Source organism: Sandaracinobacter sp. T42 (assembly GCF_059115405.1).
Genome location: NZ_CM181101.1, coordinates 1,748,167 through 1,768,912 on the forward strand (window position 1 = coordinate 1,748,167; position 20,746 = coordinate 1,768,912).

Genomic DNA, 20,746 nt, shown 5'->3' on the forward strand with positions numbered 1-20,746 from the left:
ACCGTAACGGCGAGGCGGCAGGAGGCGGGCATGTCCAGCCAGATCCAGACCGGACGCCATGCGATCGTCCTTGCGGCCGGGGCCGGTTCCCGCTTGTCGAACGTGGAGCCGGTGAAACCGCTGGCGCGGGTGAACGGGCGGCCGCTGCTGCTGCATGTGCTGGATACGCTGGCCGCGGCCGGTGCGTCTTCCGCCAGCGTTGTTGTCGGGCATCGCGCCGCCGAGGTGGCGGCTGTTCTTACCGATGCGCCGATCCCGGCCATGGCGGTTTCGAACCCCCGCTGGGCTGAGGCACCCAACGGCGTGTCCGTTCTGGCGGCGGCCGAGGCGGTTCGGCCCGGAACCTTCCTGTGCATGTCGGATCATCTGATCGACCCGGTCCTGGCACAGCGGCTGGTGGCCGGTGCGTCGGCACCCCTGGCGCTGGCGGTGGACAGGCGGCTTGGCCATGGCTGGGTCGACGAAGCGGATGTGACCCGCGTTCGGACGGACGGGCGCGCCATCCGCGCGATCGGCAAGCATCTGACGATCTATGACTGCTATGATACCGGCCTGTTCCTGATCGGGCCCGAACTGGTGGCGGCGCTGTGGGCGCAGACATCCCCATCGCTTTCGGAAGGTGTTGCGGCGCTTGCCGTGCGCGGGCTTGCGGAAGCTGTGGATATCGGCGACGCCCGCTGGCTGGATGTGGATGACGCCCGCGCGCTGGCGCTGGCACGCGCGAAGTGGAGACATTGATGATCCGGTTTCTCGCCCTCGCGCTGCTGCTGTTTGCTGCGCCCGCAATGGCGGCCCCGCTTGCCGCCCCCGGAGACGCGCGGTTTCGCACCGATGTCGAGCTGTTGCGCGCCCATGGCTATATCCTTGGGCCGGTGGATGCCTGGCCGCTGCCCTGGGCGCAGATCGATCGCGGAATCGAGCGGGCGCGGAACGACCCGGCGCTGCCCCCGCACCTGCTGGCGGCCGTGAACCGGGTTGCCGCGCTTTCGGATCATCATGGCCGCCGCACCACCTATCAGGTGCGCGGCTCGGTCACCAACGACGCCGCGCTGGTGCGGACGTTCGATCGGGTCGCGCGCAACCCCGGCGAAGTCAGCGTGTCGGCCGCGCATGATCGTGGTGCGCTGTTCGTGCAATGGGGTGGCACCTGGCAGAGCGACGGCACCGACCGGCAGGAGGCGACCCGGCACAAGAACGGCTTTTCGCCCGATCCGACGCAGGTGGTGCTGACCGTGGGGCGCAACTGGGCCTTCTATGGCGGCTGGATGGATAACTGGTGGGGTGCAGGGCAGGACGGTGCGATGCTGTTTTCCACCAGCGCGCGACCGATGCCGCGCGTGGGCTTCCGGCGGCTGGAGCCGTTCAGCATCGACGCCCCGGTGCTGAGCTGGCTGGGGCCGACGACGTTCGACATCTTCGTGGCGATCGCCAACGAACAGCGCGACTGGAACAATCCAGCGGTGATCGGCATGCGCTTCGCCTTCCAGCCGACGCCCTGGTTCGAGATCGGGCTGGTGCGGGGCATCCAGGTCTGCGGCAGCGGCCGCCCCTGCGATTTCCGCACCATCGCCAAGTCTTTGGTGGGTGTGGGTGATTTCGACAACACGGGAACGCTGGACGAGCCGGGCAACCAGCTGGCCGGCTTCGACATGAGCTACAAGCGGCCGATCGGCTACACCGGGCAGATCCTGAAGCTGCATTTCTCGACCACGGCGGAGGATGCCGACAACATCCTGATCGAGCAGTTCGCCCGGCAGATCGGGGCGGGGATTTCCGGGCCGGTGGGCACGAAGGGCGCGCTGCTGGACGCCGGTTTCGAATATGTGGACAGCCAGGCCGCGAAGTTCCTGGGCCGCCTGATGGGCAGCAAGGCCTATCCCGGCTCTACCTACAACAATTTCATCTATCATGATGGCTGGACCTACGGCCGCCGTCCGCTGGGCCATTCGCTGGATGGCGACGCGCGCGCGATGACGGTGCACTGGGCGCTGACGGATCCGCAGAACCGCCGCTGGAACCTGACCGCGCGCCATATCGTGCTGAATCTGAACAACTTCGACAGCTACCGGATCTCGAAGAATCGGGAAGAGATCGTGCAGGTGGAGGGCGGGGTGAACTGGCCGACACGGATCGGCGACGTGAAGGCTTCGGCCCGGGTTCAGAAGAATGGCCCGGACACGCCGGATCGGGAACCGACCTGGGTTCAGGGCGAGCTGAGCTGGACGACACGTTTCTGAAGGCATTGCCGTGTGCAACTGCCGCCGCTAAAGCCCGGCCATGGGCGATGTTTCCCTTTCGTTCCCCAGCCTCACCCTGGGTGGCCAGCTGTTCCGGGCACTGCCCTGCGGCGCGCTGTACTGGGAAGCGGAATCCATGTTGCTGGTGGCCGACCTGCATCTGGAGAAGGGGTCGTCCTTCGCGGCGAAGGGGTGGCTTCTGCCCCCGCACGACAGCCAGGAGACATTGCAGCGCCTGCGCGAGGCGATCCGCATGACGGGCGCGCGCCGCGTCGCCGCGCTGGGGGACAGTTTCCACGATCGCACTGGCGCCGGGCGGCTGCCGGCGCCGGCGCAAGCCTTGCTGACGGATCTGCTGGCCGGGGCGGACTGGCTTTGGGTGACTGGGAATCATGATGGCGACAGTGCGGCTGGCCTTGGGGGAAGGGCCGTCGCGGAGGTGCGGATCGGGGGAATCTGGCTGCGGCACGAAGCCGTGCCTGGCTGGGCAGGCCCGGAAATCAGCGGCCATTTCCACCCAAAGGCCCGTGTGCCCTTGCGTGGCGGGCGGCAGGTGTCGCGGAGATGCCTTGCCCGGGCCGGCGAACGTCTGGTGCTTCCTGCCTATGGCGCCTATGCGGGGGGCCTGTTCGTGGACGACCCGGCATTTGCCGAGGCGCTGGGGCGGCAGCCGGATGCGCTGGTGCCGCTTGCGCACGGGTTCGTGCACCTGAATGCAACCCTATGGGAGAATGCCGGATGAGCTGGTTTCCGAAGCCCGAGGCGCGGATCTTCTGCGCCGCAGTGAACTATGCGGCCCACCGTGAGGAAATGGGGCGCGGCGAATCAGGTGCGCATCCGATGCTGTTTCTGCGCACGCCGCAATCCTTGGTCCGCGCGGGCGAGCCGCTGATCCGGCCGGCTGTTTCGGACTGTTTCGATTACGAGGGCGAACTGGCGGCCGTGATCGACAAGCCCGGCCGGCGGATCACCCGCGAAGCGGCGCTTTCGCATGTTGCCGGCTGGACACCGTTCCTGGACGGTTCCATCCGCGACTGGCAGCGGCATAATGCGCAGTTCACGCCGGGCAAGAACTTCGACGCGTCCGGCGCGATCGGGCCGGAACTGGTGCCGGCGGACGCCTTCGGGGACTACAAGGCCCATGATCTGACCACGCGGGTGAACGGCGAAGTGCTGCAGCACACCCCCATTTCCCTGATGCTGTTCGATACGGAGGCGCTGATCGCCTATATCTCGGCTTTCACCGAACTGCGCGAGGGCGACATCATCGCGACGGGAACCTGCGGCGGCGTGGGCGAAAAGCGAGTCCCCCAGCGCTGGCTGAAGCCCGGCGATATCGTCGAGGTGGAGGTTTCCGGCATCCCCATCCTGCGCAATCCGGTGGTGGCTGAGGCCTGATTCACCTGCGATTCAGGCAAGTGTGAGAGGGTCGGCGCCATGATGATCCGTCTGATTTCCGCCCTGCTTCTGGCAGGCCTGCCCGCAGTGGCGCTGGCGCAGCCGGCAACGCCGCCCGCGAGCGACGGCAGCCTGAAAGGGGATGCCGCCGCCGCCGTGTACGAGATCGGCGAGATCACGGCGGCAGCCGACGGCGCCTTCGGGGAAGCGACCGAGGGCGTCGCCATGGTCATCGAGAAGGTGTTCGCCGACCTTGGCAAGCCCAACGCCTATATCGTGGGCCGCGAAGGGGGCGGGGCCCTCGTGGTCGGCCTGCGCTATGGCAGGGGCAAGCTGTTCTCCAAGGTAGAGGGGGAGCGCGAAGTCCACTGGACGGGGCCATCCATCGGGCCGGATGTCGGCGGAGATGCCTCGCGCAGTTTCGTGCTGGTCTATAACCTCCATGACACGGAAGAGCTGTTCCAGCGCTTTCCGGCGGTGGAGGGCAGGGCCTATCTGATCGGCGGGGTTTCGGCCAATTATCATCAGCGTGGCGACATCATCCTGGTGCCGATCCGTCTGGGTGCTGGCTGGCGGCTCGGCGCCAATGTCGGCTATCTGAAATATACGAAGAATGGCAGCCTCATCCCCTTCTGATGTGGGCCCCTGATCGACACGTCTTCCAAGCGGCTGCTTGAACGCGGGCGCTGCCCCCCCTAAAGCCGCCGGTGGCCATGCTTCGCCGAACATCCATCCCATTGCCCCTGATGGCGCTGCTTCTGGCCTCTGCGGCCCATGCGCAGGTATCGGAACCGGGCCCGCCGGTGGCCGCGCCCGCCGAACCGCAACCGATGGTCGAGTTCGAGGCGGATACGCTGTCCTACGACGAGACGATCGACGTGATCACCGCGACGGGCAATGTCCGCGTCCGCCGGGATGGTCAGGTGCTGACGGCGGACACCGTCGTCTATGATCGCCGGGCGGGAACGGTTACGGCCAGTGGCAATGTTCTGGCGGATGGCGGAGACGGGTCCCGCGCGGTCGCCGACAATTTCCAGCTCAACGAAACGTTGCGCGACGGCGTGGTCGAGAATGTCCTGGTCATTCTGTCCGACGGCAGCCGCCTTGCCGCGCGGGACGGAAACCGGGAAAGCGGCCTGTCCACCCTGAACCGCGCGGTCTATTCGCCCTGCGCCGTGACTGATGACGCGGGTTGCCCGCGCGAGCCCGTGTGGCAATTGAAGGCGGTTAAGGTGGTGCATGATCCGGCGCGCGGCCGGATCTTCTACACGGGCGCCCGGCTTGAGATGTTCGGCGTGCCGGTGGTGGCCTTGCCACGGCTGTCGCACCCGGACGGATTTGAAAAGAACCAGTCCGGCCTGCTTTCGCCCGACGTGCGGATATCCCGCGAACTGGGCGGCGAACTGCGGATCCCCTATTTCTGGTCCATCGCGCCCGATCGGGACCTGACCGTCACGGGGCATGTCTATACCAACGTCGTTCCGATGGTTGAGGCGGAATATCGCCAGCTGTTCGAAGGCGGCCCCATTTCCCTGTCCGTGCTGGGCACCCATGCGAAGGGGCAGGCCCAGGATCCGCTGACAGGCAACATCGTCGAAACCGGCGCCCGCCTGCGTGGCGCGATCGACGCGCGCGGCCAGATCGAACATGGCGGCGGCTGGCGTTCCAGCTTCTCCAGCCGCCTTACCAACGACGACAATTTCCTTGGGCGCTACCAGATCAGCCTGGATTCGCGCCTGCGCTCGACCTACGCGCTCGAGCGTTTCGAGCCGAACCGCTATTTCGCGGTGCGGGGCTGGGCCTTCCAGGACCTCACCAGCGGCTCGGACGATTCGCGCGTGCCCTTCGCCCTGCCGCTCGTCGATTTCCTGTGGCGTCTGCCGGAAGCCCCGCTCGGCGGATCGGTTCTGGTGGAGGCGAACAGCCTGGGCCTTTATCGCCGCGATGGCCAGTCCATGGCGCGGGCGCTCGCCTCGGCACAGTGGACGCGCAATATCCTGACGCCCGCGGGTCAGCGCGTCACCTTCACCGGCCTTCTGCGCGGTGACGTCTACAATGCGAGCGACACGTCCATGGCGGACGTTTCCTTCTATGCCGGTCGTGACGGCTGGAGCGCGCGCTTCATTCCGCTGGCGGCCGTCGATGTGGAATGGCCGTTCGCCGGGCCGTTCCTGGGCGGCACACAGACCCTGTCGCCCCGCGTCCAGTTCGTGGGCTCCACCAGCACCGCCAACGAGGACATCCCCAACGAGGACAGCCGCGCCGTCGATCTGGAGGAATCCAACCTGTTCGCGCTGAACCGCTTTCCCGGCTATGACAGATGGGAAGGCGGCACGCGCATCACCTATGGCGTTGACTGGCGCTGGACGAAGCCCGGAATCGCGGTGCAGGCGCAACTGGGGCAGAGCTATCGGCTGGATGACAATGTCGACTTGTTCCCCGAAGGCACCGGCCTTGCTGGTCGCGTGTCCGACATCGTCGGCCGCGCCTCGGTGCGGGTGGGGCGCTATGTCGAAGTCACGCAACGGCTCAGGCTGGACAAGGACAGCCTCGCCATCCGCCGCAACGAGACCGACGTGGCGATCGGCAGCCGGCGCACCTTCCTGTCCGTCGGTTATCTGAAGTACAACCGCAACATCGCGCTGGAGGATCTGCCCGATCACGAGGAAGTGCGGGCGGGCGCCCGTGTCGCCTTCGGCCGCTATTGGGCGATCTTCGGCTCCACCGTGGTTGACCTGACGTCAACCGCCGAGGATCCGCTGACATCGAACGACGGCTGGCAGCCGATCCGTGCGCGGCTGGGCGTGAGCTATACAGATGAATGCTTCAATTTCGGCGTCACCTGGAAACGCAACTACATCGACAATCCCAATGCCCGCCGTGGCAACACCATCCTGTTCACACTGGCGCTCAGGAACCTTGGATAGCCGTTTCACCGCCGGTTCAGCCGGTGCAGCATATGGGCTGGCGCGGTACGGGCGGCTCGTCTATGCGGTCTGTACGAGGGACTTTTTGAACAGGATCGTTCGGCCCGGATGACGATTTTTCCGAATTTCAGCCGTCGGCATATTGCCGTGGCGGCAGTGATCGCTTTGGCGGCCCAAGGGCCTGCCCAGGCCCAGCAGGCATCGCTCCAGGCGGGCGGTGGCGGGCAATCCGCTTCGCAACGGCAGGCAGCGGCACTTCAGTTGCCCGATGTCACCGTGTTCGGCACCTTTGATCCGAATGTCCGCAAGGCGACGGCGATCGTGAACGGTGACATCATCACCGACACCGATGTCGATCACCGGCTGGCGCTGGTGATGATCGCGAACAGCGGCCGGGTTTCCGACGAGGAGCGCGACGTGCTGCGCCTTCAGGTGCTGCGGAACCTGATCGACGAAAAGCTGCAGATTCAGGCCGCGTCCGAAAACGAAGTCACCGTGCCCGAGGGCGAGGTGGAGCAGGCCTATGCCCGCGTTGCGGCCAATTTCCGCCAGTCGAAGGAGGCGTTCGAGGCGTTCCTGCGCGAGAATGGCTCCTCTCCGGCTTCGATCAAGCAGCAGATCCGTGCCGAGATGACCTGGAGCCGCCTTCTGAGGCGGAAGGTCGAGCCGTTCATCAACGTCGGCGACGACGAGGTGCAGGCCGTGATCCGCAACCTGGAGCAGGCCAAGGGCAAGGACGAGTTTCGCGTCGGGGAGATCTTCCTGTCCGCCACGCCGGAAACGCAGGCGCAGGTGCTGTCGGATGCGCGCCGCATCGTGGATCAGGTGCGTGCCGGCGCCAGTTTCGTCGCCTATGCGCGGCAGTTTTCAGAGGCTTCCAGCGCGGCGCTTGGCGGTGATCTCGGCTGGATTCGGGCCGAACAGCTTTCGCCAGCCCTGCAGGGCATCGTGTCGGCGTTGCCGCGTGGCTCGGTTTCCGATCCGGTCCCGGTTTCGGGCGGGGTGGCGATCATCGCCCTGGTCGACAAGCGGCAGGTGCTGGCGGCCGATCCGTCGGCGGCGATCCTCAGCCTGAAGCAGCTGACGCTGGCGTTGCCGCCTTCCATTTCCGAGGCCGAGGCGCGGAAGCTTGCCGCGAGCATGCAGGAAAAGACCCGCAACATGGGGGGCTGCGGCAAGGCCGACGAAGTCGCGCGTGCGATCGGCGCCGAGATTGTCGCCAATGACCAGCTTCGCATGGGTGATCTGCCGCCCCAGTTGCAGCAGATCCTGGGCCAGATGCCGATCGGCGCGGCGACCCCGCCCTTCGGATCGGCGCAGGACGGGCTTCGCGTGCTGGTTCTGTGTGGCCGCGACGATCCGCCGGCGAGCGCCGGGGTTCCCAGCTTCGATCAGGTCTATGGCCAGCTGAACGACGCCCGGGTGAACAGCGCGGCTCGCCGCTACCTGAGGGACCTCAGGCGCGACGCCGTCATCGATTACCGCTGAGATGTCGCCCCTGCCTGACAGCCTGGCCGCCGGCGCCACCGCGCCCCTTGCCGTTTCGCTGGGGGATCCGGCCGGTGTCGGCCCGGAGGTGATCGCCAAGGCCTGGGCGGTTCGTTCGGCCCACCGGCTGCTGCCCTTCTTCGCCATCGGGGACAGGCGCAGCCTGGAAGCCGTGTGGGACGGGCCGATCATCCAGATTTCCCATCCATCGGATGCGGTGGCCGAATTCGAACGCGGCCTTCCCCTGCTGCAGGTGGATGATCCGGGCGAGATCGATCCGGGCAAGCCGAATCTGGCCGGCGCCCGCTGCGCGCTGGATTCGCTGGAAATGGCCGTCGGGCTGGCCCGGTCGGGCGCGGCTTCCGGCCTTGTGACGGGCCCGGTCGCCAAGGCGCAACTCTACGCGATCGGCTTCACCTATCCGGGGCAGACGGAGTTCGTCGCCGAACGCTGCGGGGTCGCGGCGGAGAATGTCGCGATGATGATGGTCGGCCCGGATCTTCGCACCGTTCCGGTCACCATCCACCGTCCGTTGGCGTCGGTGCCGGGTTCACTCTCGGTGGATCTGATCCTTTCCCGCGCGCGCACGGTAGCGCGTGGCCTGATCCGCGATTTCGGCATCGCCCGCCCCCGACTGGCGGTGGCCGGGCTGAACCCCCATGCGGGGGAGGGCGGTACGATGGGCCGCGAGGAGATCGACATCATCCAGCCCGCGATCGCGCAGTTGCGGGACGAGGGGATGGACGTTTCAGGCCCGCATTCGCCGGACACGATGTTCCATGCCGCAGCCCGAACCGCCTATGATGCCGCCATCTGCATGTATCACGATCAGGCGCTGATCCCCTTGAAGACGCTGCATTTCGATACGGGCGTCAACATGACCCTGGGGCTGCCGGTGCTGCGGACATCGCCGGATCATGGCACCGCATTCGGCATCGCCGGGCGCGGAGAGGCCAACCCGCGTGCGATGATCGCGGCCATCGCGCTGGCGGGCCAGTGCGCGCAGGCGCGGACGCTGGAAGCCGCGGCTTGAGCGACGATGGCGCGCGCGCCGCGGTTGCGGCGCGGATCGCGGCGCTGCCCCCCTTGCGTGACGAGATCGCGGCCGCCGGGCTGCGGGCGGACAAGGCGCTGGGGCAGAATTTCCTGCTGGATCTGAACCTGCTGGACAGGATCGTGCGCTCGATCGGGCTGAAGCCCGGCGATCATGTGTTTGAAGTCGGCCCCGGGCCGGGCGGCCTGACGCGTGCGTTGCTGAAGACCGGCGCACGGGTGTTCGCGGTGGAACGCGATGCCCGGGCACTGCCGATTCTGGCGCGGCTTGCCGGGGCGAGCGACGGCGCGCTGACGGTGGTGCACGGCGATGCCCTGACGGTGGACGCGAGGGCGCTGGCCGGAGAGGGCGCGCATATCGCGGCGAATCTGCCCTACAATATCGGTACCCCGCTGCTGACGGGCTGGCTTGCCGCCGAGCCCTGGCCAGGCTGGTGGCGGTCGGCGACCCTGATGTTCCAGAAGGAAGTCGCGGATCGGATCGTCGCCCGGCCGGGCAGTGGCGCCTATGGCCGCCTCTCTGTCCTCGCGCAGCACAGGGCGCATGTCTCGATCGAGACGGTGCTGCCTGCGCGAGCCTTCACCCCGCCGCCCAAGGTGGACAGCGCCGTTGTCCGCCTGGTGCCAAGAACGGCCGAGCCGGACGTGCCGGTGAAACTGCTGGAGCGGGTGACGGCGGCCGCCTTCGGTCAGCGTCGTAAGATGCTGCGGCAGAGCCTGAAGGGCCTGGCTGGCGGGCTTGAAGCGCTTGAAGCGCTGGGCATTGATTCGACCCGCAGGGCCGAAACGCTCGACGTCAGCGATTTTGTCGCGCTGGCACGGGCGCTACGCGAAGCCCCCGGAGATAGTTGAGCTCGATGCGCAGCGGCGTGACACCCCGGATCGGCACTTCCACGCTTCCCAGGCGGGGCCTCGAAAGACCCAGCTTCGGGTTCCGGGAAAAGCCGACCCCGTCGGACAGGGGGTTCAGCTTCCCGGATCTGTCTCTGTCATGAAGGGCGACCACCACATGGCGCCCCGCCGACGGAACGGGGGCGCAGACCGTCATTTCTCCGCCAGGCGAAACCGGCACGTCGATCCGCTGCACATAGCGGGCAGGGGCCAGGAAATCCTCGTCGTTCGCCGGATAGATGGCGATGCGGAGATTGCCGGCCCGGTCCTTGAATCCGTGAACCGTGACCAGCGCGGCGGGGCCGCCGGCTTCGACCGAACAGGCGTCCGGCTTGCCCAGGATGGCGGCGGCGGCAAGGGTTGTCAGCAGCAGCATGGCGATGGACTAGCGGGAATCATGCCTTGTCGGAACCCGCATTGGCTTGTGCGCCGGGGTGCTGCTAAGGGCGCTCCACGATGCTGACCGCCGTCGACCGCTATCTGTTTCGGCTGATCATCGTGCCGCTTGTCGGCACGCTGGTGATCGCGGCCATGCTGCTGCTGCTTGAGAAGATGCTCAACCTGTTCGACTTCGTGGTGAACGAGGGCGGGCCGGTTTCGGTCGTGTGGCGGATGCTGGGGAACCTGATCCCGGAATATCTGTCGCTCGGCATCCCTATCGGCGTCACGCTGGGGATCCTGCTGGGCTTCCGTCGCCTCGCCCTTTCGTCGGAACTGGACGCGCTGAATTCGGTGGGCGTCGGCTATGGGCGCATGTTGCGGGTGCCCTATGTCCTCGCAGCGATCTTCGCCCTCATCAATTTCGGCATCGTCGGGTTCCTCCAGCCCTATTCCCGCTATGCCTATGAAGGCCTTCGGTTCGAGCTTCGCTCGGGCGCGCTGGGTGCATCCATCAAGGTTGGCGAGTTCACCCGCATCGCGGAACGCACCACGCTGCGGGTCGAGCAGAGCTTTGACCAGGGCGCGGATCTGAGGGGCGTGTTCGTGCGCGCAGCGCAGTCCGATGGCCGATCACTGGCGGTTTCGGCCGCGCGGGGCCAGTTCCTGATCACCGACGATCCCGACATCATCATCCTGCGGTTGAAGAATGGCACGCTTGTGCATGATGCGCCCAACACCTCGACACCGCGGGTGCTGACCTTTGTTCAGCACGACCTGCCGGTGAACCTGCCCGCGATGGAAAGCTTCCGGACCCGCGGGTCGGAAAATCTGGAGCGCACCATTCCCGAACTCTGGTCGCAGATGCGCGATCCCGGCGCTTCGCCCGAGGACAGGCAGACCTCCGCTGCCGCCTTCCATCGCCGGATGGTGCAGTGGCTGGTGATGTTCGTGCTGCCGCTGCTGGCGGTTGCGCTGGCGGTGCCGCCCAAGCGGTCGACCTCGGCGATCGGGGTTTTCATGTCTGTCGTTATTCTCGTCACCTACCACAAGGTGTCGGAATATGGGGAACGCATGGGGGCGATCGGGCGTGTGGATCCGATGCTGGCGCAATGGGTGCCATTCATCCTTTTCACCGTCATGTGTCTGTGGTTCTATCATGTGCTGGCCCACAAGCCGGGCGGCCAGCCGATCGGCGCGCTGGAGCGTCTGTTCAAGAAGCTGGGCGGCCTGTTCAAGGGGCTGAAGAAGCCTGCGGCGAAGATCGGGCTGGTGCCGGATGATCTGGGCGAAGCCGATCCGCAGGCGGCGAACTGATGCTGAACCGGATTTTCCCGTCGCGCACGCTGGCCCTTTACACCGCGAAGATGTTCGTGATGCGCACCTTCGCCTTCCTGGCGGGGCTGGCGCTGATCCTGATGACGCTCGACCTGCTGGGCGAATCCGCCCGCATTCTGGCCGTTCCCGGCAACGGAGAGGCGGAGTTGTGGAAATATGTCTCGATCCGCATGCCGCAGATCGTTGCCCTGTTCCTGCCCTTTTCGGTGCTGCTGGCGACCCTGTTGACCTTCATGACGCTGAACCAGAACAGCGAGATCACGATCTTCAAGGCGGCGGGGATCAGCGCGCACCAGATCCTGGCCCCGCTGATGCTGGCGGGCCTTCTGATCGCAGGCCTGAATTTCGCTTTCAACGAACGGGTTCTGGTGCGGGCGAATGCCGAATATGATCGTTGGAAAGCCAATGAATACAAGCCGCTCGCGCCCGAGAACAGGACCGGTCGGGAAGTGTGGGTGCGGGCCGGTGACGATCTGTGGCATGCATCGGCAGCAGAAGGCACTGGCGCGAGGACGCTGCTGAAGGACGTGACGATCTACAACCGCGAAGCGGACCGGCTGGTGGAGATCGTTCGCGCGGAAGAGGCGACGCCCAACGGACGGGGCTGGACCCTAAGCATGGTGCGCCGCTTCGAGGTTGCGACCGGACGGCTGGAAACGGTTCCCCGCCAGGATCTGATCTCGTCTGCGACGCCGCAACAGTTCACCACGCAGGGGGTGAATGCCGACCATCTGCCGATCTGGGAACTGGTGCCCGCGATTCGCGCGCTGAAAGATGCCGGAAAGCCCACGGACCAGCTTGTCGCCAAGCTGAATCACAAGATTTCCGGCCCGCTTTCGGCCGTGCTGATGCCGCTTCTGGGATCTGTTGCGGCCTTCGGGCTGGCGCGATCGGGCAAGCTCTTCATCCGCGCCGTCGCCGGGCTGGCCCTGGGCTTCGCCTTTTTCGTGGCCGACAATTTCGCCATGGCGATGGCGGATTTCGGCACTTATCCGCCGTGGGCGGCGGCCTGGGCGCCCTTCCTGCTGTTCCTTCTGGTGGGCGAAAGCGTACTTTTCCGAACAGAGGAATAGCGCCGGCGCGGCAGGCTGTCGCAGCCGGGAACCGCCTTGCTTCGGCCACCGCGCGTCCCACATTTGCCGCATTGCCGGCCTATCCGGCACACATAGATTGATATCGGAGCAGTCCCTTGTTCGTTGAACATACCAAGCGCCCGGGCATCTGGAACCGCGCCCACTTCCTGGATCGGATGACGCTGAGGGAACTCGTCGTCGCCTATTTCCAATATTATGCGATCCAGGCCTACATCCTGCTGGCTGTCGCTTCGATTGCGGTTGCGATGTGGAATCCGCCCGGCCTGCTGGCAGGCGTGGCAGCGGCCGGTTTCACCATCCTTGCCTATCCGCTGATCTGGTATCTGCTGCACCGCCATGTGCTGCACAGCCAGTGGATGTACAAATCCCAGCTGACTGCGAAGGTGTGGAAGCGGATCCATTACGATCACCACCAGGACCCCAACCATCTGGAGGTGTTGTTCGGCGCGCTCTACACCACGCTGCCCACCATCGCCGTGTCCGTCATCCCCGTGGGCTGGCTGATCGGCGGCATGGGCGGTGCGGCGGTCGCCTTCGCGACCGGGCTGATCGTCACCTGTGTCTATGAATTCGCGCACTGCATCCAGCACCTCAGCTACAAGCCGAAGCATCCGCTGCTGGTTGAGATGAAGCGCCGTCACATGGCGCACCACTTCCACGACGAGAACGGAAACTTCGGCATCACCAGCTTCTGGCCGGATCGCCTGTTCGGCACCCTGTATGAGCGCGAGGATCGCCCGGCGAAGTCCGCGACCGTCTTCAACCTGGGCTACACCGACGAAGTGGCGCAGAGCTATCCCTGGGTGTCCGACATGTCGGGCGGTGTTGCGAAGGGCCACCCCCGCAAGCGGGCCGCCGCCAATGAGAATGGGCAAAGCCGCAGGGACGCTGCCTGAATGGCGCTGGAGATCAGGCCGGTCGGCTCAAGGGCCGACCGGAATGCCTTTGTCGATCTTCCTTGGAAGCTCTACGCGAATGACCCTTGCTGGCGGCCACCGCTGAAGGATGAAGTGCACGCCCTGATTTCGGGGGCGAAGCGCAACCCCTGGTTCCTGCATGGCCGGGCTCAGTTCTTCCTCGCCCTGCGCGACGGAGAGGTTGTCGGCCGCATTTCGGCGCAGGTCTGCGATCTTGTCCAGCAGCGCCGTCCCGGCCTAGGCCAATGGGGCCTGTTCGAGACGGTCGACGATGATGAAGTCGCCTCGACCCTGATTCGCACCGCCGAATCTTGGCTGCGCGGGCAGGGCATGTCCCGGGCGCAAGGGCCCATCAGCATTTCCATCTGGGATGAACCGGGGCTGCTTGTGTCCGGGTTCGATACGCCGCCCAAGGTGATGATGGGACATCATCTGCCTTATTATGAACGACATGTCCTGGCGGCCGGCTATCAGGGCGTGAAGGATCTGTTCACCTGGAACGTTCCCGTCACCCACGGCTTTCCGGACGTGGTGAACCGGATCGTGGCCGCCGGCGAGAAGAACAGGCGGATCCGGATTCGTCCGGTGGATCTGAAACGGTTCGATGCGGAAGCGCGCATCATTCTCGACATCCTGAACGAGGCGTGGGGCAACAACTGGGGTTTCGTTCCGCTGACGGATGCCGAAGTGGCGCATGTCGGCAAGAAGCTGAAGCCGATCGTGCTGCCGTACCAGGTGCTGATCGCCGAATATGATGGCGAGCCCGTCGCCTTCATGATGTCTCTGCCGGACATCAACGAGCTGGCGAAGGATCTGGATGGCCGCCTGTTACCATTTGGCTGGGCAAAGCTGCTCTGGCGCCTGCGGAATCCGCAGACGGAGTGGTTCCGGGTGCCATTGATGGGCGTCCGTACGAAGCTGCAGGCGACGAGGACCGCTTCCCTTCTGGCCTTCATGATGATCGAATATGTCCGGCGCACGGGTATCGCGAATCATGGCGCCACCTGGGCCGAGATCGGCTGGGTGCTGGACGACAATGGCCCGATGATTTCGATTGCCCATGCAATCGAGGCGCAGCTGGGCAAGACCTACCGTATCTATGAAGCCGATCTGGCCGACTGATCGGGCCGAAAAGAACCGTGCTGCATTAACGAGTCTATGGCCCAGGCCGGAGACTGTGGTATCGCTGGCTCAATCGCGGAGGTAACAGTCTTTTGCGATTCGAGTCGCTTTGGGTAAACAGCAGGCAGGACCGTCGCAGTGGCGTCTTCACGTATGGCAGACGTGGATCTCGCAGCCCGTGTGGCCCGGCTGACTGCCGGCCAGCGAGAATGCCTTGACCTTGTCGACGATCATGCGACCTCCAAGGAGATTGCGCGACAGCTGGGTATATCGCGCCATACGGTCGACGCCCGCCTGAGGGGCGCCATCCAGACACTGGGTGTCAGCAGCCGCCGGGAAGCTGCGATCATCTATCGTGCGGCCATGCAGGCCGAGACCTATCAGCCATTCGCATATCAATCGTCGCGGATTGTTACACAGGTGCCAGAGCCGGAAGATGCCGGTGATGACGCAGATGGTGAACATTTCGAACCGACACTCGCCGTGCAGGCGGCAGCAGAACTCGCTGCTGCTCCGCAACCGGTCGCAGCCGTCGTTTCAGACAGCGCGGTATGGACGGCAGTCCCTCCGCCTGGGCTCACCTTGCGTCAGCCGTCGCTCCGTCTTTGGGGGGGCTCAAATGACCTGAGCCCATCCCAGCGAGTTGTCGGCATCCTGGTGGTTACCATTCTGGCGATGCTGGCATTCGGAGTATTCCTGACAGGAATTGAAGCCCTAGCTCTGCTTCGATCCTGACTTTTCAATCTCTCTGCTTAGGGAACTGCCACCGTATCGCGGCGGCAGAAGGAGATTACTTATGGCCAAGCATCGCAAGGAAATCGCTCTTCAAGTCGCCCGTTCGCTTTATGCTTCGGAAGATTCGATCGATGGCGCGCTGACGCAGGTCGCCAATTTCGTGGCAATGATGCCGGCCGCCCGCCAGGACGCGAAGTTCGCCGCCTGCGTCGGCCAGGACGCCCTTTCGGAAGCGATCAAGGCGATGACGCTGCTGAACCAGGCCCGTGAAGCGATGGTTCGTGCCCATGAAGCGCTCGGTGAAGTGCGCGACCAGTTCCACATCGGTCCGTTCGGTTACGGCGTCGATCCGAACAAGCCGGCCTACCCGAATCAGGCCCAGCTTCGCCCGGTTCAGGCAGTGGCCTGACGCTGAGTGGACTTCGAGCTTGACATGCGTGGTGAGTTGGCAAGCTGAGGGCAGGGGATAGCCATGTCATTCCTGTTTTTCCTCTTCATCACTGCGACCGTTAGCTCACTGGTGCTTGCTTGGTGGCTGGGCGGAAGGGACGAACGGCTTGCGGCCACCATCCTGGCGGCTGCGGCGGTGCTATCCCCATTCGTCCAGTCGCACAGCTACTCTTCGCCGGAGTTCGGGATCGTTGCGGTCGATATTGTTCTTTTCCTGGCCTTGCTCGGCATCGCGATGATCTCCCGTTCCTTTTGGCCGATCTGGGCTGCAGGCTTTCAATTGTGCGCGGTCGCCGTTCACTTTGCGGCCGCAAAGTCACCGGTGATGTTGCCGGCAACCTATGCCGAAGCACTTGCGATCTGGACCTTCCCCGTTCTGGGGGCCCTGATCGCGGGAACCTGGCTTGAAGCGAAGGCGCGTCGTCATGGCCTCAGCTAATGCGCTTCGTGTCGCGCCATCGACGGGCGCGGGTCTTAGGGCAGCCAGCCAGCATGAGCCGCGTGACAGGTGGTTACTGATGCGGCTTCTGGCGGCGGGCCAGTCCATGCCGAAGCTGGCGGATCGACTGATCGAGGAGCAGGGGTCTCTCGGATCGGTGCTGACGACCAGTGAGGAGCGACTGCGCCAGCTGGGGGCGGACACGAACGGGATCGCGATCCTGAAACTGATCCGCGAGACCATCAGCGTCGTCCTGGAACGCGGGGCGCAGGATCGGTTGCCGGTGGAAGGCGGCCCTGCGCTTGCGGAGGCCATGTTCTCCGAGATGGCGCATCTCGCAGTGGAACAGGTGCGGGTGGCGTTTCTTGATACCGGCCGGCGGCTGATCCGGATCGAGGTAATGGGGTCTGGCACGGTGCATTTCGCCCATGTCTATCCGCGTGAAATCGCCCGGCGCTGCCTGGAGCTTTCGGCCTCGTCCGTGGTGCTGGTGCACAATCATCCCTCCGGCGATCCGACGCCTTCGCCGGACGATATCCAGATGACGAAACGCATCTGCAAGGCGCTGGATGCAATCGATGTTGTCCTGTCTGACCATTTGGTGATCGGGCGCAAGGGCTACATCAGCTTTCGGGAATGCAGTTTGATATAGGGGATAAGTTATTGACATGAAAGGATAGCGACATATCAACTGTTCGTATATCAATCATCCTAGATTGTCCGTTCTCACGCCCGTGGCTCATAGGAAGGGCATGGCGGTGAGGTAGCGGCGCGAACAGGCCAGCACCTTTCCCAAGCCAACCAGTCACGGCACGTCCGGGCCCTCCCCCGGGCATGACGGAGGTGGCGGTGGCGTCCGATTTCCGACCCTGCGGACGCCACCGTCACCGAATTTCCACCAGATCGCATCGAAGCTCTTGGCGCCCGCGCAGTCTTCCGTGATTGGATCAGGCCTGCCGCAGGTCAGGCCTCTGCGGCTGTCAGCCCAGCTCTACCCACACCGGCACATGATCGCTTGCGCGTTCCGCGCCGCGAACGTCGCGGTCGATGCCGCAATCGATCATGCGGTCGGCCGCTGCGGGGGACAGCATCAGGTGATCGATCCTGAGGCCCCAGTTCTTCGCCCAGGCGCCAGCCTGATAATCCCAGTAACTGTAGCAGGGGGCGTTTGGCCGGCTGCTCCGGATGGCGTCTGTCCAGCCTGTTGCTTCCAGCGCGCGGAAACGGGCGCGGCTTTCCGGCTGCACCAGTGCGTCGCCCGCCATCATGTCGGGTCGGGCAAGATCGAGATCCGTCGGGCAGACATTCCAGTCTCCAGCCAGGATCACCGGGATTTCCTGTGCCCTGAGCTCTGCGGCGCGCGCGTTCAGCCGGTCCATCCAGCCCAGCTTGTAGTCGAACTTCGGGCCCGGCACCGGATTGCCGTTGGGCAGATAGAGACAGGCGAAATGCACGCCTTCGATTCGCGCCTCGATCCAGCGGGACTGCACATCCTCCGCATCACCGGGCAGGCTGCGGTGGATCTCCTCCGCCGGCGCGCGCGACAGGATGGCCACGCCGTTGAAGCCCTTCTGGCCATGTATCAACGATTGATATCCGGCGGCCTCGATCGCTTCGCGGGGAAAGCGGTCTGTCTCGATCTTGATTTCCTGCAGGCCCACGACGTCGGGCTTGGCGGCTTCCAGCCATTCCAGCAGGCGCGGCAACCGCGCGGTGATGCCGTTCACGTTGAAGGTTGCGAACTTCACCCGAGAGTCAGACGGAGAAAGACGTGCCGCAGCCGCAATTGGACGCGGCGTTGGGATTGCGGACCTGAAAGGCGGCACCCCCCAGATTCTCGACAAAGTCCACCACGGATCCTTCGACCAGCGGCAGACTGATGCTGTCTACCAGCAGGCCGACGCCATCCGTCATCACCTCGATGTCGTCCGCTTCCGGCGCGTCGGCCAGTTCGAATCGATACTGGAATCCGGCGCAGCCGCCGCCGTCGACCGACAGGCGCAGGCGCGGGTTGGCGCGGCCCTGCCGCGCCGCGATCACCGCCACACGGGCGGCGGCAGACGATGTGAGCGAAATGTCGGCCATGGCACAGACGTAGGCTTCCGCGCCCGGCCCCGCAAGGGTGCGGCGCGGGAGCAACAGGCGGCTATTGGGCGGAGGCGAGCTCTGGCCCGGCCTTTTCCTGGCTATAGGCGAGCAGGTAACGGGAGGATTCGATGAACGGGCGCGGGTTCACGGCCTGGCCGTCGATGCGCACCTCGTAATGCAGGTGGGTGCCGGTCGAGCGCCCCGTAGAGCCCATGCCGCCGATGCGCTGGCCGATTCCGACGCGTTCGCCCACGTTCACGGAAATGCTGGAGAGGTGGGCATAGCGGGTCATGATACCGCGGCCATGATCGATGTCGATCGCATTGCCATAGGCGCCGAAACGGCCTGCGCGGACCACGCGCCCGGCGGCGGCAGCGTAGATGGGTTCGCCATGCGAACCGGCCATGTCCAGCCCCGCATGCTGCGCGGCACGGCCGTTGAAGGGGTCATAGCGGACGCCATAGCTGGACGTCAGCGTGAAGCTTTTCGCCGGCACGAAGGAGGGCAGGGACGCCATGGCTTCTTCCAGCTGCTCGACACGCTGCCAGTTCACGAACAGTTCGGCGAAGCGGGGATCCGTGCCGCCTGCTACATTCCCGGCCGGCATGTACGGGCCGCCAAGGCCTGTCTGCGTGAAGCGTCCGGCCGACTGGGCGATGAAACGGCCTGGGTTCAGACCCAGTCGCCCGATCAGTGCTTCGGCGTCACGCAGGCGGGTTTCGGCCGTGGCGGAGGCCCGATCCACGAGCGCGAGTTGCTTCTGCTCCAGTGCGGCGAAGGGAGCGAGGACACCGGTGGCAGCGGCCACTTCGGCGGAAACCTTGCGGGTCGTGCGCGGCAGCAGGTCGGCGAGCGCTTCGCCGCGGGCCTTGCCCGTCAGCAGGGCATCCAGAAACTGCTGGCGCGCCTCGATACGCTCTGCGGTTGTCGCCACCGTCCCCTTCAGCGCAGCCGTGTCGGCTTTCAGGGCCTGAACCTGCGCCGCCATCCGGGCCAGTTCGGCCTGGGCCTGGCTGTCCGCGGCCTGATTGGCGGCAACTCCATTCACGGTGGAAACGGTCATCCACCCGGCGATCATTGCAGCAGTGCCAAGTCCCATGAGCTGTGCGTGCGTCCCGATTCTGATCGAACGGTGGCCGCTTTCGGATTCGATCCGGATTCGCCGCTCGGGGAAAAGCGAACACAACGATGCTGCGGCGCGCTCTGCGGCACGTTTCACAACGATCGGCATCTGCTTCCTTTTTTGACCCTTCGCGCCAGACCCACGAAACCTGCTCGGCCTTCGTTCGTTATGGCTTCAGTTCAGCATGATTTTCGGCCCCGCTTCGCTCCCTGCCCGGTTAACCGGTTTCAGGAACGTGACGGATGGTTACCGTTTAGTGGCGCCGTCAGGCAGGCCAAGCGTCGCATACCAATCCGTCGTCAGACCGGCTTTCCCACGCGCCGAGTCGTTGAACGGTGGCTTAACAGGGCCCCGGAAGTAACGCGACACCAGCTCTCGGAAGCGCGCCGAAGGTTCTGACACTGATTCGGCACATAGTTTCCGGAACCAGCGATTCCCGGCTTCCACATGGCCGATCTCATCCGCAAGGATACGCGACAGAACCGCTGCGGCTGGCTTGTCGCCCAGCGCTTCGAACCGTTCGATCATTCCCGGCGTGACATCCAGGCCACGTGCTTCCAGCACTTGCGGCACAACGGCGAGCCGGGCTTCCAGATCATGTGCGGTCAACTGCGCGGCTTCCCAAAGCCCGTCGTGGGCGGGAAGGTCGCCATAGCTGCCGCCGGCGCCGCGCAGCAGGTCCTGAACAGCTTGGAAATGCCGGGCTTCCTCGTCGGCGATGCGCAGCCAGTCGTCGGTGAAGGCGCGCGGCATGGCGGGGCCCCAGCGCGCAACCAGATCCACGGCCAGGTCGATGGCGTTCAGTTCGATGTGGGCCAGCGCATGCAGCAGCGCAAAGCGGGCGCGGGGGGATCCGGCCTTCTTGCGCTTGGGCATGGCGGCGGGCGGCAGCAACTCAGGCCGGGCCGGGCGAGCCGGGCGGTCCGGAACGGCGGCGCCCTCATCCCCGGGCAGGATCGAGCCCGCCAGCCAGCGGGCATAGAGGGCCCGCGCGGCATCCGCCTTGCCGTCGGCATCCGCAGTCAGCAGGACGTCCACGCACGCGTCGCGCAGCAGCTGCGGCACCGG

The 20,746-nt window shown here is 65.3% G+C and carries 22 protein-coding genes; 17 read left to right on the forward strand and 5 right to left on the reverse strand.

Annotated features, from left to right (window positions below; genetic code table 11):
- Positions 1-30 precede the first annotated feature (30 nt).
- The 9 genes from ACW9TV_RS08465 (at position 31) to rsmA (ending at position 9,955) form a co-directional block, all read left to right on the forward strand.
- Positions 31-738 carry an NTP transferase domain-containing protein gene (locus tag ACW9TV_RS08465; protein WP_494303044.1) on the forward strand — a complete coding sequence of 236 codons (708 nt, stop codon included), beginning with the start codon at positions 31-33 and terminating at the stop codon, positions 736-738.
- Positions 738-2,237, forward strand: coding sequence for a capsule assembly Wzi family protein (locus ACW9TV_RS08470; protein ID WP_494303045.1), 1,500 nt, complete (start codon positions 738-740; stop codon positions 2,235-2,237). The genes ACW9TV_RS08465 and ACW9TV_RS08470 overlap by 1 nt, the downstream gene beginning before the upstream one ends.
- Positions 2,238-2,277: 40 nt before the next feature.
- Positions 2,278-2,979, forward strand: a complete 702-nt coding sequence (pdeM, locus tag ACW9TV_RS08475) for a ligase-associated DNA damage response endonuclease PdeM (protein ID WP_494303046.1) — start codon at positions 2,278-2,280, stop codon at positions 2,977-2,979.
- Complete coding sequence (locus tag ACW9TV_RS08480) at positions 2,976-3,635, forward strand: fumarylacetoacetate hydrolase family protein (RefSeq protein WP_494303047.1); 660 nt, start codon at positions 2,976-2,978, stop codon at positions 3,633-3,635. The genes pdeM and ACW9TV_RS08480 overlap by 4 nt, the downstream gene beginning before the upstream one ends.
- A 42-nt stretch (positions 3,636-3,677) precedes the next feature.
- Positions 3,678-4,271: a DUF1134 domain-containing protein gene (locus tag ACW9TV_RS08485; RefSeq protein ID WP_494303048.1), complete on the forward strand. Its 594-nt coding sequence runs from the start codon at positions 3,678-3,680 to the stop codon at positions 4,269-4,271.
- A 110-nt stretch (positions 4,272-4,381) separates the two neighbouring features.
- Complete coding sequence (locus ACW9TV_RS08490) at positions 4,382-6,562, forward strand: LPS-assembly protein LptD (RefSeq protein WP_494303049.1); 2,181 nt, start codon at positions 4,382-4,384, stop codon at positions 6,560-6,562.
- 108 nt (positions 6,563-6,670) lie between these two features.
- On the forward strand, positions 6,671-8,050 hold the full coding sequence (locus ACW9TV_RS08495) for a peptidylprolyl isomerase (protein ID WP_494303050.1): 1,380 nt from the start codon (positions 6,671-6,673) through the stop codon (positions 8,048-8,050).
- Between the two features lies 1 nt (position 8,051).
- Entirely contained in the window at positions 8,052-9,083 is a 1,032-nt protein-coding gene (gene pdxA / locus ACW9TV_RS08500; protein WP_494303051.1) for a 4-hydroxythreonine-4-phosphate dehydrogenase PdxA, read from the forward strand.
- Positions 9,080-9,955, forward strand: a complete 876-nt coding sequence (gene rsmA / locus ACW9TV_RS08505; protein WP_494303052.1) for a 16S rRNA (adenine(1518)-N(6)/adenine(1519)-N(6))-dimethyltransferase RsmA — start codon at positions 9,080-9,082, stop codon at positions 9,953-9,955. The genes pdxA and rsmA overlap by 4 nt, the downstream gene beginning before the upstream one ends.
- Here rsmA and ACW9TV_RS08510 read toward each other — a convergent pair.
- Entirely contained in the window at positions 9,900-10,370 is a 471-nt protein-coding gene (locus ACW9TV_RS08510; protein ID WP_494303053.1) for a DUF2141 domain-containing protein, read from the reverse strand. The two genes, rsmA and ACW9TV_RS08510, sit on opposite strands and share 56 nt — an antisense overlap.
- A gap of 80 nt (positions 10,371-10,450) precedes the next feature.
- Here ACW9TV_RS08510 and lptF point away from each other — a divergent pair, with 80 nt between their 5' ends.
- From lptF to ACW9TV_RS08550, 8 genes are all read left to right on the forward strand, one after another.
- Positions 10,451-11,689 (forward strand): LPS export ABC transporter permease LptF, encoded by a 1,239-nt coding sequence (gene lptF, locus ACW9TV_RS08515; protein WP_494303054.1) that lies wholly within the window; start codon positions 10,451-10,453, stop codon positions 11,687-11,689.
- Entirely contained in the window at positions 11,689-12,783 is a 1,095-nt protein-coding gene (gene lptG / locus ACW9TV_RS08520) for an LPS export ABC transporter permease LptG (RefSeq protein WP_494303055.1), read from the forward strand. The genes lptF and lptG overlap by 1 nt, the downstream gene beginning before the upstream one ends.
- Before the next feature lie 176 nt (positions 12,784-12,959).
- Complete coding sequence (locus tag ACW9TV_RS08525) at positions 12,960-13,700, forward strand: sterol desaturase family protein (RefSeq protein ID WP_494305069.1); 741 nt, start codon at positions 12,960-12,962, stop codon at positions 13,698-13,700.
- Positions 13,701-14,843 (forward strand): N-acetyltransferase, encoded by a 1,143-nt coding sequence (locus ACW9TV_RS08530; protein WP_494303056.1) that lies wholly within the window; start codon positions 13,701-13,703, stop codon positions 14,841-14,843. It begins immediately after the preceding gene.
- Between the two features lie 153 nt (positions 14,844-14,996).
- Positions 14,997-15,578, forward strand: a complete 582-nt coding sequence (locus ACW9TV_RS08535; RefSeq protein WP_494303057.1) for a LuxR C-terminal-related transcriptional regulator — start codon at positions 14,997-14,999, stop codon at positions 15,576-15,578.
- A gap of 61 nt (positions 15,579-15,639) precedes the next feature.
- A complete protein-coding gene (locus ACW9TV_RS08540) occupies positions 15,640-15,987 on the forward strand; it encodes a hypothetical protein (RefSeq protein ID WP_494303058.1) in 348 nt (115 codons plus the stop codon).
- A 63-nt stretch (positions 15,988-16,050) separates the two neighbouring features.
- A complete protein-coding gene (locus tag ACW9TV_RS08545) occupies positions 16,051-16,467 on the forward strand; it encodes a hypothetical protein (RefSeq protein WP_494303059.1) in 417 nt (138 codons plus the stop codon).
- Positions 16,468-16,546: 79 nt separating this feature from the next.
- Positions 16,547-17,119 (forward strand): JAB domain-containing protein, encoded by a 573-nt coding sequence (locus tag ACW9TV_RS08550; protein ID WP_494303060.1) that lies wholly within the window; start codon positions 16,547-16,549, stop codon positions 17,117-17,119.
- 328 nt (positions 17,120-17,447) lie between these two features.
- Here the strand turns inward: ACW9TV_RS08550 and xth are convergent, their stop codons facing one another.
- The 4 genes from xth to ACW9TV_RS08570 form a co-directional block, all read right to left on the reverse strand.
- Positions 17,448-18,215, reverse strand: a complete 768-nt coding sequence (gene xth / locus ACW9TV_RS08555) for an exodeoxyribonuclease III (protein ID WP_494303061.1) — start codon at positions 18,213-18,215, stop codon at positions 17,448-17,450.
- Positions 18,216-18,222: 7 nt separating this feature from the next.
- A complete protein-coding gene (gene erpA / locus ACW9TV_RS08560) occupies positions 18,223-18,552 on the reverse strand; it encodes an iron-sulfur cluster insertion protein ErpA (RefSeq protein ID WP_494303062.1) in 330 nt (109 codons plus the stop codon).
- A gap of 61 nt (positions 18,553-18,613) precedes the next feature.
- Positions 18,614-19,786, reverse strand: a complete 1,173-nt coding sequence (locus tag ACW9TV_RS08565) for a M23 family metallopeptidase (RefSeq protein WP_494303063.1) — start codon at positions 19,784-19,786, stop codon at positions 18,614-18,616.
- A 138-nt stretch (positions 19,787-19,924) separates the two neighbouring features.
- Positions 19,925-20,743, reverse strand: a complete 819-nt coding sequence (locus ACW9TV_RS08570; RefSeq protein WP_494303064.1) for a ferritin-like domain-containing protein — start codon at positions 20,741-20,743, stop codon at positions 19,925-19,927.
- Positions 20,744-20,746 lie beyond the last annotated feature (3 nt).

Bases quoted from the DNA above. Each gene is read 5' to 3' on its own strand.
- ACW9TV_RS08465 (WP_494303044.1), top strand. From the start codon at position 31: ATGTCCAGCCAGATCCAGACCGGACGCCATGCGATCGTCCTTGCGGCC.
- ACW9TV_RS08470 (WP_494303045.1), top strand. From the start codon at position 738: ATGATCCGGTTTCTCGCCCTCGCGCTGCTGCTGTTTGCTGCGCCCGCA.
- pdeM (WP_494303046.1), top strand. From the start codon at position 2,278: ATGGGCGATGTTTCCCTTTCGTTCCCCAGCCTCACCCTGGGTGGCCAG.
- ACW9TV_RS08480 (WP_494303047.1), top strand. From the start codon at position 2,976: ATGAGCTGGTTTCCGAAGCCCGAGGCGCGGATCTTCTGCGCCGCAGTG.
- ACW9TV_RS08485 (WP_494303048.1), top strand. From the start codon at position 3,678: ATGATCCGTCTGATTTCCGCCCTGCTTCTGGCAGGCCTGCCCGCAGTG.
- ACW9TV_RS08490 (WP_494303049.1), top strand. From the start codon at position 4,382: ATGGCGCTGCTTCTGGCCTCTGCGGCCCATGCGCAGGTATCGGAACCG.
- ACW9TV_RS08495 (WP_494303050.1), top strand. From the start codon at position 6,671: ATGACGATTTTTCCGAATTTCAGCCGTCGGCATATTGCCGTGGCGGCA.
- pdxA (WP_494303051.1), top strand. From the start codon at position 8,052: ATGTCGCCCCTGCCTGACAGCCTGGCCGCCGGCGCCACCGCGCCCCTT.
- ACW9TV_RS08510 (WP_494303053.1), bottom strand. From the start codon at position 10,370: ATGCTGCTGCTGACAACCCTTGCCGCCGCCGCCATCCTGGGCAAGCCG.
- lptF (WP_494303054.1), top strand. From the start codon at position 10,451: ATGCTGACCGCCGTCGACCGCTATCTGTTTCGGCTGATCATCGTGCCG.
- lptG (WP_494303055.1), top strand. From the start codon at position 11,689: ATGCTGAACCGGATTTTCCCGTCGCGCACGCTGGCCCTTTACACCGCG.
- ACW9TV_RS08525 (WP_494305069.1), top strand. From the start codon at position 12,960: ATGACGCTGAGGGAACTCGTCGTCGCCTATTTCCAATATTATGCGATC.
- ACW9TV_RS08530 (WP_494303056.1), top strand. From the start codon at position 13,701: ATGGCGCTGGAGATCAGGCCGGTCGGCTCAAGGGCCGACCGGAATGCC.
- ACW9TV_RS08535 (WP_494303057.1), top strand. From the start codon at position 14,997: ATGGCAGACGTGGATCTCGCAGCCCGTGTGGCCCGGCTGACTGCCGGC.
- ACW9TV_RS08540 (WP_494303058.1), top strand. From the start codon at position 15,640: ATGGCCAAGCATCGCAAGGAAATCGCTCTTCAAGTCGCCCGTTCGCTT.
- ACW9TV_RS08545 (WP_494303059.1), top strand. From the start codon at position 16,051: ATGTCATTCCTGTTTTTCCTCTTCATCACTGCGACCGTTAGCTCACTG.
- ACW9TV_RS08550 (WP_494303060.1), top strand. From the start codon at position 16,547: ATGCGGCTTCTGGCGGCGGGCCAGTCCATGCCGAAGCTGGCGGATCGA.
- erpA (WP_494303062.1), bottom strand. From the start codon at position 18,552: ATGGCCGACATTTCGCTCACATCGTCTGCCGCCGCCCGTGTGGCGGTG.
- ACW9TV_RS08565 (WP_494303063.1), bottom strand. From the start codon at position 19,786: ATGCCGATCGTTGTGAAACGTGCCGCAGAGCGCGCCGCAGCATCGTTG.